At 48.9% G+C, this 16,676-nt stretch carries 14 protein-coding genes; 5 read left to right on the top strand and 9 right to left on the bottom strand.

Features of this window, described 5'->3' with window-relative positions:
* The coding region (locus RV1423_RS19485; protein ID WP_034300197.1) for an IS256 family transposase at window positions 1–641 on the bottom strand (641 nt) is incomplete at its 3' end.
* Here RV1423_RS19485 and RV1423_RS19480 point away from each other — a divergent pair.
* From RV1423_RS19480 to RV1423_RS19455, 5 genes are all read left to right on the top strand, one after another.
* Window positions 641–1,273, top strand: a complete 633-nt coding sequence (locus RV1423_RS19480) for a PolC-type DNA polymerase III (protein WP_051516796.1) — start codon at window positions 641–643, stop codon at window positions 1,271–1,273. The two genes, RV1423_RS19485 and RV1423_RS19480, sit on opposite strands and share 1 nt — an antisense overlap.
* Window positions 1,273–1,842, top strand: coding sequence for an AAA family ATPase (locus tag RV1423_RS19475; RefSeq protein WP_034300195.1), 570 nt, complete (start codon window positions 1,273–1,275; stop codon window positions 1,840–1,842). Before RV1423_RS19480 ends, RV1423_RS19475 begins: the two co-directional genes overlap by 1 nt.
* A 1,357-nt stretch (window positions 1,843–3,199) precedes the next feature.
* A complete protein-coding gene (locus RV1423_RS19465) occupies window positions 3,200–4,765 on the top strand; it encodes a recombinase family protein (protein ID WP_034300190.1) in 1,566 nt (521 codons plus the stop codon).
* Window positions 4,762–5,655, top strand: coding sequence for a ParB/RepB/Spo0J family partition protein (locus RV1423_RS19460; RefSeq protein ID WP_197034969.1), 894 nt, complete (start codon window positions 4,762–4,764; stop codon window positions 5,653–5,655). The genes RV1423_RS19465 and RV1423_RS19460 overlap by 4 nt, the downstream gene beginning before the upstream one ends.
* The gene (locus RV1423_RS19455; RefSeq protein WP_034300184.1) at window positions 5,652–6,539 is read left to right on the top strand and encodes a plasmid partitioning protein RepB C-terminal domain-containing protein; all 888 of its coding nucleotides are present in this window, start codon (window positions 5,652–5,654) and stop codon (window positions 6,537–6,539) included. The genes RV1423_RS19460 and RV1423_RS19455 overlap by 4 nt, the downstream gene beginning before the upstream one ends.
* 102 nt (window positions 6,540–6,641) lie before the next feature.
* On the opposite strand, the gene RV1423_RS19450 is transcribed toward RV1423_RS19455, so the two are convergent.
* From RV1423_RS19450 to argE, 8 genes are all read right to left on the bottom strand, one after another.
* A complete protein-coding gene (locus tag RV1423_RS19450; protein ID WP_034300182.1) occupies window positions 6,642–7,850 on the bottom strand; it encodes an MFS transporter in 1,209 nt (402 codons plus the stop codon).
* A 283-nt stretch (window positions 7,851–8,133) separates the two neighbouring features.
* Window positions 8,134–8,556: a hypothetical protein gene (locus RV1423_RS19445; RefSeq protein ID WP_034300180.1), complete on the bottom strand. Its 423-nt coding sequence runs from the start codon at window positions 8,554–8,556 to the stop codon at window positions 8,134–8,136.
* Window positions 8,553–10,532: an integrase gene (locus RV1423_RS29955; RefSeq protein WP_155835171.1), complete on the bottom strand. Its 1,980-nt coding sequence runs from the start codon at window positions 10,530–10,532 to the stop codon at window positions 8,553–8,555. Before RV1423_RS29955 ends, RV1423_RS19445 begins: the two co-directional genes overlap by 4 nt.
* Window positions 10,533–10,587: 55 nt before the next feature.
* Entirely contained in the window at window positions 10,588–12,477 is a 1,890-nt protein-coding gene (locus tag RV1423_RS19440; RefSeq protein ID WP_034300178.1) for a hypothetical protein, read from the bottom strand.
* On the bottom strand, window positions 12,474–13,835 hold the full coding sequence (locus RV1423_RS29155) for a site-specific integrase (protein WP_197034968.1): 1,362 nt from the start codon (window positions 13,833–13,835) through the stop codon (window positions 12,474–12,476). Before RV1423_RS29155 ends, RV1423_RS19440 begins: the two co-directional genes overlap by 4 nt.
* Window positions 13,836–14,063: 228 nt before the next feature.
* The gene (locus RV1423_RS19430) at window positions 14,064–14,633 is read right to left on the bottom strand and encodes a ComEC/Rec2 family competence protein (protein WP_034300175.1); all 570 of its coding nucleotides are present in this window, start codon (window positions 14,631–14,633) and stop codon (window positions 14,064–14,066) included.
* Between the two features lies 1 nt (window position 14,634).
* A complete protein-coding gene (locus tag RV1423_RS19425) occupies window positions 14,635–15,432 on the bottom strand; it encodes a TatD family hydrolase (RefSeq protein ID WP_034300173.1) in 798 nt (265 codons plus the stop codon).
* Window positions 15,433–15,483: 51 nt separating this feature from the next.
* Window positions 15,484–16,668, bottom strand: a complete 1,185-nt coding sequence (gene argE, locus RV1423_RS19420; RefSeq protein ID WP_034300171.1) for an acetylornithine deacetylase — start codon at window positions 16,666–16,668, stop codon at window positions 15,484–15,486.
* Between the last annotated feature and the right edge of the window lie 8 nt (window positions 16,669–16,676).

Here is a 16,676-nt window from a genome sequence, read left to right as displayed (position 1 = left end):
CCTTCCGTTTGCGCCAGCCACAGCCCCAACACTTCCTTCTCGCCATCCATGGTGATACCGATGGCCAGATAGACGGCCTTTACCCGCACCGTTCCCTCACGCACTTTGACATGGATGCAGTCCAGATAAACGATGGGGTAAATCGGATTCAATGGCCTGGCTTGCCATGCCTTGACCTCATCGACGACGGCGTCAGTGACCGACGAAATCAGGCTGGGTGACACCTCGGTGCCGTACATCTCTTCCAGGTGTGCCTGAATCTCTCGTACCGTCATGCCACGGGCATACAGCGACATAATCTTGTCGTCGAACCCGGCCCAACGCGTCTGATGCTTGGTCACCAGCTTCGGTTCAAAGCTGCCATGACGGTCGCGGGGAATTTCAATCGGCAACTCGCCAAATTCACCCTTGAGCGTCTTGCGACTCTTGCCGTTCCGGGTGTTGCCCGTGTCATTGGCAACGCTCCCATGCTTGTCATGACCAAGGTGCTCGCTCAGCTCGGCTTCCAGCGCCCGTTCCACCACCAGCTTGGTGAGATGTTTCAACAGGCCTTCTTCACCTATCAAATCTTCGGGATTCTTGTAATTGGCTAGCAATCCAGCCAGTAGTTCTTCTGGTACGTCGTGTTTCTTCTTACTCATTGTGGCTCCAGACAAGGCGACAGTTTCCTGCCAATAGTCCGTTTACACAAAATTATGTACAGGCCCAAGGAAACGGGCAAAAACCGCATGAAATCATCGAACTCGCCTTAATACCAATCTGCGCACGCTCAATATGTGAGGACGAAGTAAAGCAGTGGCTAATACGGCCCAATAGCCCGATAACGCCACAAGCCACAAATCTCCATGGCATCACAAATACCGACGTAGCAGATCATCCAACCTTTAAAGAACTGTCAATCATTATCGAAAAAGGGCTAGGTCAAGAGATTCTGATCGGCCACTACGTTCAGGTAGACCATCTTCTCATCCAGGCGCAACTCCCACATTGGAAGCCAATGCTAGTAATCGACACGATCAAGCTTGCCAAGGCTGTGGCTCCAAATCTGAAGAGCTATTCACTTACAGCCCTAATCGATGAATTTGACATCGCTGATTTACCACCGGGCGCTCAGCACCGGGCGATGTATGACGCCTTTGCTACCGCAAAACTCTTTCTCATTTTAATTCAGCGATTGGACGGAGATGGGCAACTCACTCTTGCAAAACTAGCAGAACTCGGGGCCAGCCCCAACGATCCATATTTTTTAAGCATTCAGAGAGGGCTATTTTAATGGCGCACTACATCGGCATCGCTGGCACGCACTCGACGGGAAAAACTACATTTACCGAATTACTTACCCGCAAAGCTACGGTTGCCGGCTTAACTGTCACCCGTGTGGGCGATATCGCTACGCAATGCCAGAAGGAGGGATTTGGCATCCTCAAAGATCATACATTTGAAAGCACATTATGGATTATGACCGCGGTGATCAACGCCGAACTCAAAGCCGGCTTACAACTCGATTTGGTAATTGTTGATCGCCCTATCCAGGATGCTCTGGGATATCTTGAGGCAGCACTCATCTCAACAAAGCGTCAAATAACGGCCTATGAGTATGAATATCTTTATACATTGGCACGCTTGCATCAGCGGAGGTATATCGCCAACTTCAAAACTCAGCTCGACAACACCATCGCTCTCGGCCCTGACCGCGACAAAGACCTTGACTTCCGTATATTAGTCGATCAAACCATATCAACGGCGCATGATGTGCTTGGTATCGATGTTCTTCCGTTAACCGAGAAGGAAGCCAACTTGATTGTAGAAAAAGTTCTTCAATCTCGCCAAGCATCCGGATGAACAGGCCGCAATCAATTTTCACAAAAAAATCGCATCTTCTCAAATGGTCCAGTATAAATACCATGTGAAGCCGATCAATGAATAGGAGGCGTAACGAATTCCATAGCCGGTGTGTAACCAACATAGTTTCTACTTCCGAGAACTCCATTGGATCTGTCGCGTCCCAAGAAACAACGACCTGAGCAGCACAGTTTGGGCATTTTGGTGGATTTCCTACGATTAGACAATTACCTTCATCATCAGGATCGCATGCAACTGCCCCGTAAATACTCTGCAGTAATTTGGCGATCTGTAGTGCACTATTTTCGGCAAGGAGAGGATGAGCCTTAAGCATTTCATCCACTTCTCCATAGGTCGTATCGCTAAGTGCATCCAGATATCTCTCAGCACCTCCATTGCTTTGCAGTATGAATTCGCCATAACAAAAGTCTCCCAAGCCTACTGCTTTGTAAGCATGTTCGCAGTGGGCGCATTTGTAGTTCGTCAAGCCAAGTTTTTTAGGAATGCTCATAAATTCAACTTTTCGAAAGACTGCTTCCGCCGATAGCTGACATTCTTACTACGATTCGATTATGGTTAGCATCGTCGCAAATTCACCTCAATCACTAGTTTACAAAAGATTATCTCCATCGCTACTCATCAAATCGATATCTTGCATGTCGTAAAATTTAGAAAAATGCAAAGGTGTTGTGGAACACAAATGTACGTATGGTGCTCAGAGTGAGCTTGTGAGATACGGGGATAATTTAGTTTCTCTCACAAATACTCATGTCTTTAGGGGAGTCCCATGCAAAAACGATGCCAATCTTGTGGCAATTTTTTTGAGCCCAGACCACAATCGCCACTTCAAGAGTTTTGTTCTGAGAAAGTATGTCAGAAAGAACGAAGACGTCTCTGGCAGCTAAATAAGCGGCATACTGATCCCGATTACAAAGACAACCAAATCCGAGCACAGCAAGCGTGGGCCGATGCAAATCCAGCGTATTGGCGTAACTACCGTCTTTCTCACCCCTAATATACCGAACACAATCGCGAGCAGCAAAGAAAGCGCGGCCACCATCAACCTTTGAATGCCATCGAAGGAGAAAACACATCGACGAAAAAGCTCGATCCAACCACGGGATTGTATTTACTTATTGACGAGTCTTCAGATGTTGCAAAGAAGGATGCTTGGCTGGTACGCCTCACTGTAATAACGGCTTTTAAGGTCGAAAAAAACTCTTAATTGTAAAGAGAGGATGCCAAACAAAAAGCCAATAACGCTGTAGCTTTCCAAAGTGAAATTTTATGGGAACGCGAGCCTCTTTCGGCGGAATGTGCGTTTTTCTCGAGAAAGAAAATTTAGAGTGACTTTGGCATGCAGCATCAAGAGAACATCACACCAATTTCATCCGGGCCAGCCCTATTTCGCGCAGCCGAGTACGTACGCATGTCTACGGAGCATCAACAATATTCAACAGATAATCAGCATCAAAAAATCCAGGAATACGCCCTCAGACGTAATATACAAATCGTAAAGACGTATGCAGACGAGGGGAAAAGTGGGCTACGGATCGATGGTCGGAAATCCCTTCAACAATTAATTGACGACGTACAAAATGGCAAGGCTAATTTTGAAATTATTCTTGTCTACGATGTCAGCCGATGGGGAAGATTTCAAGACGCCGATGAAAGCGCTTACTACGAATATATTTGTAAACGTGCCGGCATCTCAGTTGCTTACTGTGCCGAGCAGTTTGAAAATGACGGATCCCCAGTATCAACAATCGTAAAGGGCGTCAAACGTGCAATGGCTGGCGAATATAGCCGTGAGCTTTCTACGAAGGTGTTCGCTGGTCAATGCCGTCTCATCGAACTGGGCTTTCGTCAAGGTGGCTCCCCAGGATATGGCCTAAAGCGAATACTCGTCGATCAATCTGGTTCGGAGAAAGGTGAGCTAACGCGAGGCGAATATAAGAGCTTGCAGACAGATCGAGTCATTCTTGCTCCCGGTACAACGAATGAAATACAAATAATCGGCCAAATCTATCATTGGTTTATAGAGGATGGTAAAACCGAACTAGAAATAGCCGGTCGTTTGAATGCGATGAAAGTCCCGCTTGAACAAGGGAGAATGTGGAACCGCGGAATTGTCCACGAAATACTTACTAACGAAAAATATATCGGCAGCAATGTCTACAATAGGATTTCATTCAAACTCAAAAAATTGAGGGTAGTTAATGAGTCGAAGATGTGGATCAGGAAAGAGAATGCGTTCGCTGCCATTGTCCCTCCGGAAATATTTTATACAGCACAAGGGATTATCAAGGCACGTGCAAGAAGATACACCGATGAAGAGCTTATCGCCCGGTTACGTGAACTCTACAAGGCGCGAGGCATATTATCCGGCCTCATAATCGATGAAGAGGAAAGCATGCCAGGATCGTCTGTGTATGCTCATCGATTTGGTAGTCTAATTCGTGCATATTCATTGGTGGGGTTTACTCCCGATAGAGATTATCAATATCTGGAAACCAATCGTGTTATCCGGCGCCTGCATCCAGAAATCGTCGCACAAACAGAAGCGAAAATTGCCAGTTTAGGAGGAGTTGTATTTCGTGATCCTACAAACGATCTTCTGACGGTAAATAAGGAGTTTTCGGTATCCATCGTGCTTGCGCGTTGCCAAATGCAAGTTTCTGGCCGGAATCGCTGGAAAATCCGTTTCGACGCTAGCCTTATCCCTGATATCACCGTCGCTGTGCGCCTCGATCACGACAATAAAAATACTTTGGATTATTTTTTACTCCCCAGATTGGACTTCGGCCTACGCTCGTTAAGCCTTGCTGATCAAAACGCAATCGAATTTGACTGCTATCGATTTGAAACCCTCGATTATTTATATGGCATGGCGGAACATACTCGCTTGAGGAGATGGGCATGATAGAACAACAAGTTCCCAGTGAATTGAGATTGATTCCTGTAGATAAAATTGAAGTGCTTAATCCTCGCGAACGTAACAGCAAAGTGTTCGAGGAAATTGTGGCTAACATTCAAGCCGTAGGGTTAAAAAAGCCGATCACAGTTACGCCGAGAATCCATGATGGAGAAGAAAAATTTCTCTTGGTTTGCGGCGAGGGTCGGCTAAAAGCATTTAAAGAATTGGGAGAAAGTGAAATCCCCGCCATCGTCATATCGGTGAGTGATGAAGATGCTTTCATCATGAGCTTAGTCGAAAATATGGCGAGACGTCGGTATCACCCTTTAGAGACATTCAGTGGAATTGTTAATCTTCGCGATAAAGGATACGACAAGCATGCTATTGCAGCCAAAACAGGCTTATCTGTAGAGCGTGTCCAAGGAATATTAGCGCTCCTTGAGCGCGGAGAAGAAAGGCTGCTTGCCGCGGTTGAGAAAGGGAAGATTCCGATGTCAGTCGCGTTGACCATAGTCGCATCAGGAAATAGCGATAAGGTCATACAAGGAGCATTGCAAGATGCCTATGAATCTGGAGAGCTTAGAGGCAAACAATTATTTGAAGCTAAAAAGATAATGGAATATAGAAAGCTTCAAGGTAGAGCACTTCCAAATGCAAAGAGAGAAAAAGATCTTACTTCATCAAGCCTGGTAAGAACATACCAAAAGGAAGTGCAGAGACAGCAGTTAATGGTTAAAAAGGCTGAAGTGGCTCAACAGAGATTGCTTTTTGTAATTGGTGCTCTCCGTGAACTCTTGATAGATGAGAATTTTTCTAACTTGCTTCGTGCGGAAGGTTTAGGCACGCTTCCAACATATTTAGCAGAACGCGTTTGGCCAACTGGAGTAACGACATGAATAGCCGCCTTCCGACAGCGTTTTTGATGGAACCAATTTCTATCCCTTTGGAGAATATACTTCCTTCTAAATCGTTGCCGCAGACAATGAGTGTCTCCAAAAAATTTCATCAGATACACACCTCCATTCTAGAAATCGGCTTAATTGAACCTCTTATCGTTACCCCAAAAATAGTAGACACTCCGCATCATATGTTGTTGGACGGGCATGCAAGGTTAGTTGTTCTGCGAGAGATTGGTCATCTTTCTGTCCCCTGTCTGATCGCAAATGATGACGAATCCTTCACCTATAACAGCAGAGTAAATAGACTGTCGACTATTCAGGAGCATTACATGATCCGTCGAGCAGTCGACAGAGGAGTTTCTGCTCAGCGCTTAGCCAGCGCATTAAACGTTGGAGTAAGTCAGATTTCAAAGAAAGTGAATTTATTAAATGGAATTTGCTTAGAGGCCATCGAGCTACTGAAGGACCGAATCTTTCCTGAGAATCTTTCCGCAGTGTTGAGAAAGATGAAACCTACCCGGCAAATTGAGTGCGTAGAACTCATGATCTCCGCAAACATTCTGACAATTACTTACGCAGAAGCGATGTTGGCGGCTACTCCTCCTGAGCTTCTGGAGGAAAATGAGAAACCTAAAAAAGTACGTGGTGTATCTCGTGAGCAAATAGCGAAAATGGAAAGAGAAATGGGAGGGGTACAGGAGCAATATAAAATCGTCGAGCAGACATATGGAAAAGACGTTTTGAATCTTGTTCTCGCCCGTGGCTATTTGGTTCGATTGTTAGAAAATGATGCCATCACGCGGACATTAATTCAAAAATATCCCGATATTTTTAGTGAATTTGAGTCGATTGTGAAGACGGTAACTCTTGAACAACCATAGCTCTCCGCAGATCTCTAGTGTATTTACTAACAATTGAATTGGTTTTGTGATCTGAACAACGGAGTAATGAACATCGCTCTTGTACAAATGAGCTCGTATCCTTTAAGTTTTTTCTGTTCGCCACTCCATGGCGTAATACGGCAAAGCCAACGCCGGTAGCGCGAAGCCAATCCATGCAGTTAAATTCCAACCGCCTTGCGCATAACCCCAGCCAGCTAAAGCCGAGCCGATCGCGCCGCCTACAAAAAATATTGCGATATACAAACCATTAAGCCGGCTACGTAGTGTAGCGCCCAGAATAAATATGGCGCGCTGGCCCAGGACCAGATTTGCCGTTACGCTGAAATCCAGCAGAATCGCCGAGACCACCAGCAGACCGAGGCCCAGATTAGTTCCAGCAGGCGCGCACATCGACAATAAAAATGCCAACGCCGCGATGATCATCGCTATGCCAGTCGCTGGACGACTCCAGCCATGATCGGCCATCGCGCCGGCGATCGGCGCGGAGATGGCGCCGGCCACGCCGGCCAGCGCGAACAAGGCAATGCCGGTCTGCGACAAACCGTAGGCCGGACTGGCAAGCAGCAGCGGCACCGCCGTCCAGAACAGGCTGAACGAGCCGAACAGCGCGGCGTGATAAATGCCGCGCCGGCGCAAGATGGGCGTATCCATCAGCAAATGTCCCAATGACGCCAGCAGCGCGCCGTAAGTCGATTGGTGCTCCGGCTGCCGCGGCGGCAACGCGCGCCACAGCACGCATCCCAGCACCACCATGATGCCGGCGGCCATGTAGAACACCGCCTGCCACGACCATAGATCCGTAATCAGGCTGGCCACCGGCCGCGCGAGCATGATGCCCAGCATCAAACCGCTCATCGTCTTGCCGACCACGCGCCCGCGCATTGCTTCCGGCGCCAGGTGCGCCGCGTACGGCACCAGCAATTGCACCGACACAGAACTGATTCCTATCCCGATGCAGGCCAGCAAGAATGGCAGCGTATGGCTGACCGACGCCACCGTGAGCGAGGCGATCATGCCCAAGCCGATGATGCCGACGGTCAGTTTACGATTTTCGATCAAGTCGCCCAGCGGCACCAGCAGCAGCAGGCCGGCGCCGTAGCCGAGCTGCGTAAGCGTGGCAATCAGGCCGGCGGCCTGCGGCGACATGCCGAGCTCCCGGGCGATGGGGCCGATCAGCGGCTGCGAGTAATAGATATTGGCGACGATCAAGCCGACCGAGACGGCCAGCAGGAAGACCATGGCGCTAGAAATAGACGGATGGGAATTATTAGTTTGGTTTGATTGATTCATTTAGAAAAGGCGAAATGCAAGATAGCGCTCATTATAGAGATTTACCGATTTCTCGGAGTCTCAAAAAATTTCGGCTTCTACCCATCTCTTTCGCTGACTGTGCAGAAAGATTCAAATGAGATGTCTGCTTCCGCCGCCGATTGCAGACATTTTCGCAGTTTTCTTGGCTGGCTATTTTAATGCGAATGCCCGGCTACTTTGTGATGCGTCTAGATGGCTACTTTCATGCGAATACGCACCCAGTCCTAGCAGAGCAATTAGGCGGGATAGAGATAGGCTAATGTCATTGCTTAATGATCTGTACTTTTATATTTGAGGCTTGCTGTAGGGTCCGTACTTGCTCCTCCAATCCCCTTACTTTTTTCTTTAATTCATGTATCTCGTATAGCCGGGCCACAAGAGAGGCTATCGCATTTTCATGGTCATTACGATACCGATGTGCGTTGCCTTTAATTTTCTCGAACCGCACTTGCTGTTGCCGCTCAGGCGAGTCATTAGCTTGAACTTCCGCGGCAGCATCAATCGCGTCAACCAGTGCCGAAAAAGACGGCCTGGATTTTTTGATACTTCCCTTGCCTCTTCCCGCCTCTAAAGCAACAGCATCATTAGTGATCCTTGTCCCCTTTAGTACATTCAACGGTCGCCCAGTGCTGAGACGAACCAAAGCTTCAAAATACTCAGAAATGGCTGGTGAACGTCGCGTCATTTGGAACCGTCCTTTCTTTCTTGAAGAATTTTATCTCGGGCGCGAACTAATACTGTCAGATTCGCATTTTCCGTCCGATACAACACCGATGTTGGCGGTAAGGAACTTACTAGCCGCTCTTGCTCTTCAACCACCAATTCCAATTTCCTCAAACTACCGACCATATGGCTGCAGTTGTTAGCGATACATTCTAAATTCAACCAGTCCACTGCTGGACTCTCGCATTCATCCGTACGAATACATCCCCCTATAAGGGTTTCACGATAGCTTAATTGTCCATTCTTAAACATACGTACAGTTTCGGCACGTGCTTCAGTCGTAACGATTCGATCAGTGCCTTGCAGTCTATGTGCAATAAAAGCCGCATGGCCTCCAAATAATTTTTCGTCAGTGAACAATACATGAGTGGCATAACTGATCATTTCAGATTCAACTTGCGTCGTTTGCCATTCAAAACAAAAGTGACCAATATCAGCAATGCCATCTTTGAAAATATTCTTGGCATACAACGAGCCCCGTGAATAGTAACGGGTCATTTCGTTAGTAATATGTTGTAATTGTCTACGCAACGACGGCAAGCTTACAAGGCCAGAACGCTGTGCGTATAAAGCCAAAGAGCGACGCAGTTGATGTGTTTCCAAATGCCAGCGGGAACCTATTTGAAATAGTTTTTCTGACCGCCAAGCACGATGTTCATCAATTTGCTCCAACTCAACCAAATCGCAGGTCTCGATGACGGGTTGCAAACGTGCCCACAACTTGCCAAAGCGAGGGGGCCAGAAGTTCCCTGCAAAAAAATGTCCATCAGCCGGTACAATACGACGCTTTCCCGTGGTTGCCGTGTACGCAACAGATACAAGCAAAGGACGCTCCTTCATTTGGGCACTAGAAACTTCTACCGGCAATACAGATTTAGCACAGGTAGCATAAATCGTCGCCGCGATTTTCCTTGCAATTTCGATCGCATGATGTCCCTCTTTGTTCGTGACCCATCGCACGTCTCTCGGTCCCTTAGATAATTTTGTCGTCCTCCCGCGAATTAGGCGTTGAGCTCCACCGCCGCGCGGTGTCGTGGCTTCTATACAATCATATGGCAGGTGCCTCGCCTCATCATCTCGCATACCTGAGAAGGCCTGTATTGTTAGCTTTGCTATAAGCTGTATCTGGGTCACCGCGGAGGCCACTCCACAAACCCCATCGCTCAAGCCCTTTTTCTGCAAATATGTGCGAAGGTGCGTAGATGCAATCTTAGTCCATATAGGACGCTTGTCACTTAGTCCAAGCTGCCTTGATAACTTTTCCTGCGCATCGCCTCTGCGACCGTAGCGCGGATCTGCACTAGCATCTCGTAATATTGTTAACGCCTCTGATGCAATCTTTTCCCATTCGGATAGTTCCCGTGAAAGTGATGAAAGAATTTCAGAATAAATCCTTGTTGGAATAGGCGGAGTCTGCTTTTCCTCATCAGCAGATTCACGAAGACGTGCGGCTAAATGTCTCTGAAATTTTTCGCCAGCAATGCTAAAGCCTATCAACTTCTCACCGATTCCTTCCAGATTGAAAAGTAAACTGCTTAGCGATTTATTTCGGCTTCGCGAGCATCGATTTATTGAGAAATCAAGCAACCGAGTTTCATCCACCAATAATTCTGGAATGCTGTACGAGATATCGTCAGCATATAGAGCTAACGCTCGAACGGTGGACATAAAATTAGTTAAGGACCCTACACTGAGAGGCGCTCCGTTCCGCAACCATATCAATGAAAACATTATCCACCTCGCCTCTTCGATTAAGAGATTGCGAGTCGAAGTAATGGGTGCTTCTTTTTTCCAGCAATCAAAATTCAATATGGTGCGGCGCCCATTAGTTTGCCATACTGAAATATCCCAAATTAAATCGTCGTATCTAGAAACGATGGTATTGTCCCGGCGCCTGCTGATAAGGAAATCACCCTTGGGGCGAGAGCCATCAGCCATATCGTAGACTTCCGTGGGCAATATCCCTATCGGTAGATTAAGTTTTGCCTCAAATTTACTCTGTATCATCTACGAGTCGCAATCTAAGCAACATGTCATATTTTCTTGCCCAATACGGGTCCAACTCGCCCTCCTCTACCTCTATAGCAATTCGAGGCACTAGTAACGGGTCACGGCTACCTACTTCATTCAGGATGAGCTGAATTTGCTCAAGTAACGGCTCCGATATCGCATGGAACCCTGTTAGGTGAGAAGTTCGAGTCAAGCAGTAGCGACAACTTAAAAGTTTGCGGACATCAATTTCATCGGCATGCACCTGAAACTTGTCACAAAATAGGCAGCCGACCTCAGGTCTCCCACAATTTGGCTTCACGATGATTAGGCCCGAAATTTCATTAGGATTACCATAGGAGGTGCAATCCCCAACTGAGTTTTGAATACTGCCGCTCGAAACAATGCCCTTGTTCACAACCATTCGGTTCAAAAATGCGGACATTTCCATTTGGTGTGTTTCAACTGAACCGGTCGCATATGACTTCAGAACGGTCCGCTCCGAATTTTGCAATATTTGAGCCGTCGTTGAGACGTCTGTCCGCGATATCATCCAATCGCTTTTGGCCGCACGCCAAGCGCGAGACAAGACCGGCACAATTTTTGGATCAATACGTTTTAAAAATTTACTAGTGATCTGCAACGAACTTTTCAATGGGGTCGGAACACAGGCTGAACGATTCCCCATTGTGAAAAACAAATGATCAAAATCAGAATATCCCTGTAAAAGATAATCACGTAACTCTAAAAATCTTTTGAAAAAGGGCATGAATCTCAACGGCAATTGAAAGTAGACTTCCTTGCCCCCTGCCCTATGTTTAATACTTCTAAATTTTTGACGGATTGTCGCAACTTTCGTGAAACTACCAGACCAAGGTAAATCTATAGCCTGCGCCCAATTCATCCCGGTCCGCGATAAAAACATAAAAATAAACGCGTTAAGTGCCATCATTCCCATAAACCGGCGATGCCAGTGCAAAGGATCACTATTGGCACTAGACAAATTATGCTTTGCTCGATTAAACACCTGCTTGTACATATTAGGCTTACCGCTATACATCCCGATGGCCATCGTTTCGTTGGCAGAATTAATTCGACCTGTGCGGTAATTAAAAATATAGGAAGCATCGACAACTAACTTCGAAGGTGGCAAACACCATATAGAAGACGGGAATATCCACATATTGTTTTCTGGATAACCTAAGTAAGAGGGCATGGACACCGAGAATGGATATGGCTTCTCATCCAAAACCAACGTGGTTAAGCCTTCAAATATGGCCTCACATAGCTGAAGAGTACGTTTCTGATCCTCCTCGCTAGGCGGCACCGTAGGCGTAGATTTGGAATCTTTTCGAAGCAAATTAATACCTCGAATGAGATTTTCGATTCCAAGGAATTCACCAAGTAGATGAAACGTCGTGCGTTGCACGACTGCTCCGTAGTCCATGGTAATCGCATGGGAGGCGACCCGTTCCCGAATATAAGCAGCGTACGCAATGACGGTAATGCGCGTCGCTTCAACATTGTCTAATACGTCAGAATGCCCATTCTCATCGGCCCAAGCCATGAATCTGCTGAAATATTGAGTTATGTTATAAATCACCATGGGCCTATTTCTACCCACCTTTATCTCTTCCGAAATGTACGAAATAAAACCTCGAATATGTTCAATACGTTTCGGGCAAAGAGAGGTTAACTGTACTTTACGACCTTCATTGGCAAGTCTAGGACCCTGTTCTTTCGTTGTTTCTCGCTGCAAATAACATAACGCCCCCACGTCAATGGTCGTTTGCATTCGAATACGTAAAAGAACGTGTTCTGGTCTAAGAAGCACAGTGTCCGCGGGCATAGGCATATCCAGGATTACAACAGGACGTGCACTAAATTTACTCATAGTATTTCCATGCTAGCGGCCAGATTCTGAAGATAGTCGTCGTGGCCATCTATGACCTGCAACACATGAGCAGCATTGTCTCGAAATTGAAGGTAAAGGTCAGTGGTGGCTGCCGACTCATGCCCCATTCGCACTTTTACATATTCCCGAACTTGGTTTAATGTTTTTTTGTTTTGCGCTACAAGTTTTAGCTGCGTATCAGTTAGATTCATGCCAAACGAAGCACGTAAATCATGGAAGCGATAGCGAAATTTCACATCGTATTTCATACGAACATATGGAATAACAACTTCGGACATAAACTTTCGGATAGATTGTCCTTTCGTGTGATGCCGCAGATTGCTATCGGCATCGAAAATCCGGTTATCTTCCTTACAGCTGTAAAAGGGCGTGCCGTATTTGCTTAAAAATAAATACTGATCTTCGGTATCGCCTCGCTTGGCCAAAGCGCGACGACGACGCGCACGCTCACTTTCAACATAAGTCAACAACATCCGACAAAACCATAAAGGCAAATGCAATGACAATCTCTTGTCTCTTTTGGTGTCGATTCCAGTCCCTGGTCCAACAGGACAACGAATTTCAGTCGATGGATCACTGTTAGGTTGCTCGGCAACCAACTTGTAAACATGTCGTACTCGGAAAGTAAGCACCGTTTGAATACGAGCCCCCGAAAGTAAAGCAAGCACATGTATCAGCGTCATCTCAGTGTTACCTCGCTTGATGAGTGCCTCTAGTATCCACCGTTGCTCATTCAAGGGAAGCGGGCGTAATTTTCCCCCGTCATCAATAGCGCCATCATAAGGATCATGCTGTGCCGGAATACGAATTGAAATATCCGTAGTCGTTACTTTCTTTATGAATTCGAATCCGTATGTACCAGTCAGTTTAAGAAATTTATCCGATTCTTTCCAAGGCACATGCGCCGGCACCAATATGCCTTCATCCTTCAACCAAGTGTAGAAAGCGATTACGGAACTTATTCTGCGTTTAGCCGTTGAAATTGCTATCGCACCGGTTTCTATGCCTCTTCGTAAATGGTTGCTATAGCGATAGGTTGGTCGGCCCAATTTTTGAGCTGGGAAATTGCACCAGTCAATAATTTCATCATCACAGAATCTACGATAAGCGGTTAAATCCTCCGCAATACCATCGTAGGTCGACATAGATGGGCTTAGCGTATTTTCAAGCCGAGACAAAATATAAATGTTCGCTTCTGGCCATGGAAGGCCGGAGGCTTCCAGCACAACGGGGTATAGGTTGAATTCAAAGAGTTTCCATTTTGGTTTCTTATCGACTCTTTGACCAGTATCAGTAAGCTTGGGATGCTCATAGCAAGCGATCTCGATAGAGTCCACTGGAAGTGTTATACGTCTCGCCCCTGCGTCGATAGCGTCACATACTTCAGTGAGTACAAACCTGGGAAGGGTTAATTTCTTCGCTTTTCTGACTAGATGCAGCTCTGTGTCTCTATTCACTTAGGCCTTTGGCATCACAGTTCAGGAAAGTACCAGTAGAAATTTCAGTGACAGCGAAAAGCAATCTGTCCACTATACGACGAACTCCCCTTTTTAAGTTATTTATCTTTAACTCGCCCTTACATACGGATTGGCGTTGCCGTGCGGACGCTTCAGGCGCACCGTCAATTGCCAGCGTTCGCCCGGCCGGATGGCCGGGACTGCAGCAGGCGCGCCGCTTTCGGCCGCACCTGTCGCCTGGCTGAATGCGCCTTCGGCATACCATGACAAAGCCAGCCGGGACGGAACGGGCGGCATCCGCCCTGCTTGCGGCGCAATCTTTTCCACATTGAAATTGAAGCGCACGCCGCGCCCGAAACGATAGGGCAGACTATCGACGGTGCCTACCACCGTGACGTCATGCCCTTCCCACGCCGCCGGCAACTCGTCGTCGAGCCGATATTGCGCCATCAGCCCGGCCCAGGCGAAGCCGGCGCATAAGCCGGCGATATTGAGCAAGACGATTCGCAAGACGGTCCGCCACGCTGCGGGCATGCCGCCCTTGCGCAAACGCCAGCAGACCAGCGACAGCAGGACCGCCACCGCCAGCAAGATCATGTGTACTTCAAAGGAAAGCAATTGCGCCTGCATTTGCAGGAAGGCAATTCCTGCTGTGAAACCGAAAATCGCGCTGCGCATGCTATGAAACCGACATCAGTCGCGGCAGCGCTGCATGCGCATTGGCCGACGTGGCCAGCGCGACGTCTTCCGCGCGCATGCCGCGCAGCTCGGCCAACACCTGGCCGATGCGCGGAATCTGGTCCGGTGTGTTGCGTTGCGGATGCAGCCATGCCGGCGAAATATCCGGCGCATCGGTTTCCAGCACGATGGCTTGCAGCGGTACTTCGCTGGCCAGACGGCGGATTTGCAGCGAACGCGGAAACGTCATCGCCCCACCGAAGCCAAGTTTGAAGCCCAGCCCGATAAAAGCCTGCGCCTGCTGGACGCTGCCGTTGAAGGCATGCGCAATGCCGCCCGGCACGGCGATGCGGCGCAGATATTTAAGGATGATGTCTTGCGAGCGGCGCACATGCAGCAACACCGGCAAATCGAATTCCCGCGCCAGTTTCAGTTGCTCGCTGTAGAAATGCTCCTGCTTCTCGCGCAGCGCGCCCTCCTTCAATTCCGGAACGAAGAAATCCAGTCCGATCTCGCCGATGGCGACAAAACGTGTGTCGCCAAGAGCCCTTTCAATCTCCCGGCGCAAGACCTGGAGATCGCTTTCATCGGCGGTCGGCACATACAATGGGTGAATCCCGAGTGCATAGACGCAATTGCGGCGTTGCCGCGCCAGCCGCGCGACGGCGGCGAAATTGCATGTCGCCACCGCAGGCACGACAATCATGCCGACGCCCTGCCCGGCCGCGCCGTCGGCGATGGCAAGTTCTTCGCCGGCAAATTCTCCGGCGTCAAGATGGCAATGCGTATCGATCCACATGTTTTTCTTCGCTCAGGAACGATCAACGACGAGGCCGCGGTAACGCGCCGATCAGGCGGCTTGCAGCGAATGTCCCAACGAATATCCCAACTTACGCAGAAAATCTTCGCAACGTTGCAATTGCGCAATCGCCACGAACTCATTCGGCTTGTGCGCCTGCACGATATCGCCGGGGCCGCAGACGATGGTCGGGATGCCGATGCGTTGGAACAATCCCGCCTCGGTGGCATACGCGACCTTGCGCTTCTCGTTGTCTTCGGTCAGCGCGCGCACAAGCGCCGTGATGGCTTCCTGCTCGGCGGTTTCCAGCGCGGGACTGGCGGCGATGATGCCGATGTCGATCTTGGCTTCCGGATATTCGGCTTGCATCTTCGGCAACAAGTGGTCGCGCACATAGTGCGTGATCTGTTCCTGGATCTTCTCCGGCGACATGCCCGGCAGATTGCGGAATTCATACGTAAACTCGCACAAATCGGGAATCGTGTTGATCGCAATGCCGCCGCGAATCTGATTTGTCGTCATGGTGGAAAACGGCACGTCGTACAGCGTGTCGTAAGGGCCGTTGACCTTGTAGGCGTCGGCAAAATCGCGGATCGCGCAGATCAGGCGCGCGGCATATTCGATCGCGTTGCAACCTTGTGGCGTCAGCGAGGAGTGCGCGGACTTGCCGTGCACGCGGCAACTGAAGGCATTGATGCCCTTGTGCGCCACCACCACCTGCATATTGGTTGGTTCGCCGACCACGCAACCTTCCGGACGGATGCCGCGCTGCTGCAATTCGGCCAGCATGGTCGGCGCGCCGGCGCAGCCGATTTCCTCATCGTAGGAAAAAGCCAGGTGCAGCGGCTTGTTGCGCGGCATCGCCAGGAATTCCGGCACCAGCGCCAGCGACGCGGCGATGTAACCCTTCATGTCGCAACTGCCGCGTCCATACAGCAAACCGTCGCGCTCGGTCAGCTTGAACGGATCGCTATCCCATTTCTGGCCGTCGACCGGCACCACGTCGGTATGTCCCGACAGGACGATGCCGCCTTGCGTATCGCCGGCGTCGGGACCTTGCGTAGCAGGCAGCGTGGCGAACAGATTGGCCTTGGTGCGCTCCTTGTTATGCGCAAACCACGGCGTGATGCCCTGCGACTGCAGGTTGTCGCGCACGGTGGTGATCAGTTCCAGATTGGAGTTGCGGCTGGTGGTGTCGAAGGCGACCAGTTTTTCCAGCCATTGGCGTGTGTTCATGATGGATT

The organism is Herbaspirillum sp. RV1423 (genome assembly GCF_000577615.1).
Lineage (GTDB): Bacteria > Pseudomonadota > Gammaproteobacteria > Burkholderiales > Burkholderiaceae_D > Herbaspirillum.
This window is presented reverse-complemented; position numbering and strand designations above follow the sequence as displayed.

Excerpts from the sequence above, each read along its gene's own strand:
- RV1423_RS29955 (WP_155835171.1), bottom strand. The coding sequence starts at position 10,532 with ATGGCTGATGGCTCTCGCCCCAAGGGTGATTTCCTTATCAGCAGGCGC.
- RV1423_RS19440 (WP_034300178.1), bottom strand. The coding sequence starts at position 12,477 with ATGAGTAAATTTAGTGCACGTCCTGTTGTAATCCTGGATATGCCTATG.
- argE (WP_034300171.1), bottom strand. The coding sequence starts at position 16,668 with ATGAACACACGCCAATGGCTGGAAAAACTGGTCGCCTTCGACACCACC.
- RV1423_RS19450 (WP_034300182.1), bottom strand. The coding sequence starts at position 7,850 with ATGAATCAATCAAACCAAACTAATAATTCCCATCCGTCTATTTCTAGC.
- RV1423_RS19430 (WP_034300175.1), bottom strand. The coding sequence starts at position 14,633 with ATGCGCAGCGCGATTTTCGGTTTCACAGCAGGAATTGCCTTCCTGCAA.
- RV1423_RS19445 (WP_034300180.1), bottom strand. The coding sequence starts at position 8,556 with ATGACGCGACGTTCACCAGCCATTTCTGAGTATTTTGAAGCTTTGGTT.
- RV1423_RS19465 (WP_034300190.1), top strand. The coding sequence starts at position 3,200 with ATGCAGCATCAAGAGAACATCACACCAATTTCATCCGGGCCAGCCCTA.
- RV1423_RS19475 (WP_034300195.1), top strand. The coding sequence starts at position 1,273 with ATGGCGCACTACATCGGCATCGCTGGCACGCACTCGACGGGAAAAACT.
- RV1423_RS19460 (WP_197034969.1), top strand. The coding sequence starts at position 4,762 with ATGATAGAACAACAAGTTCCCAGTGAATTGAGATTGATTCCTGTAGAT.
- RV1423_RS19425 (WP_034300173.1), bottom strand. The coding sequence starts at position 15,432 with ATGTGGATCGATACGCATTGCCATCTTGACGCCGGAGAATTTGCCGGC.
- RV1423_RS19455 (WP_034300184.1), top strand. The coding sequence starts at position 5,652 with ATGAATAGCCGCCTTCCGACAGCGTTTTTGATGGAACCAATTTCTATC.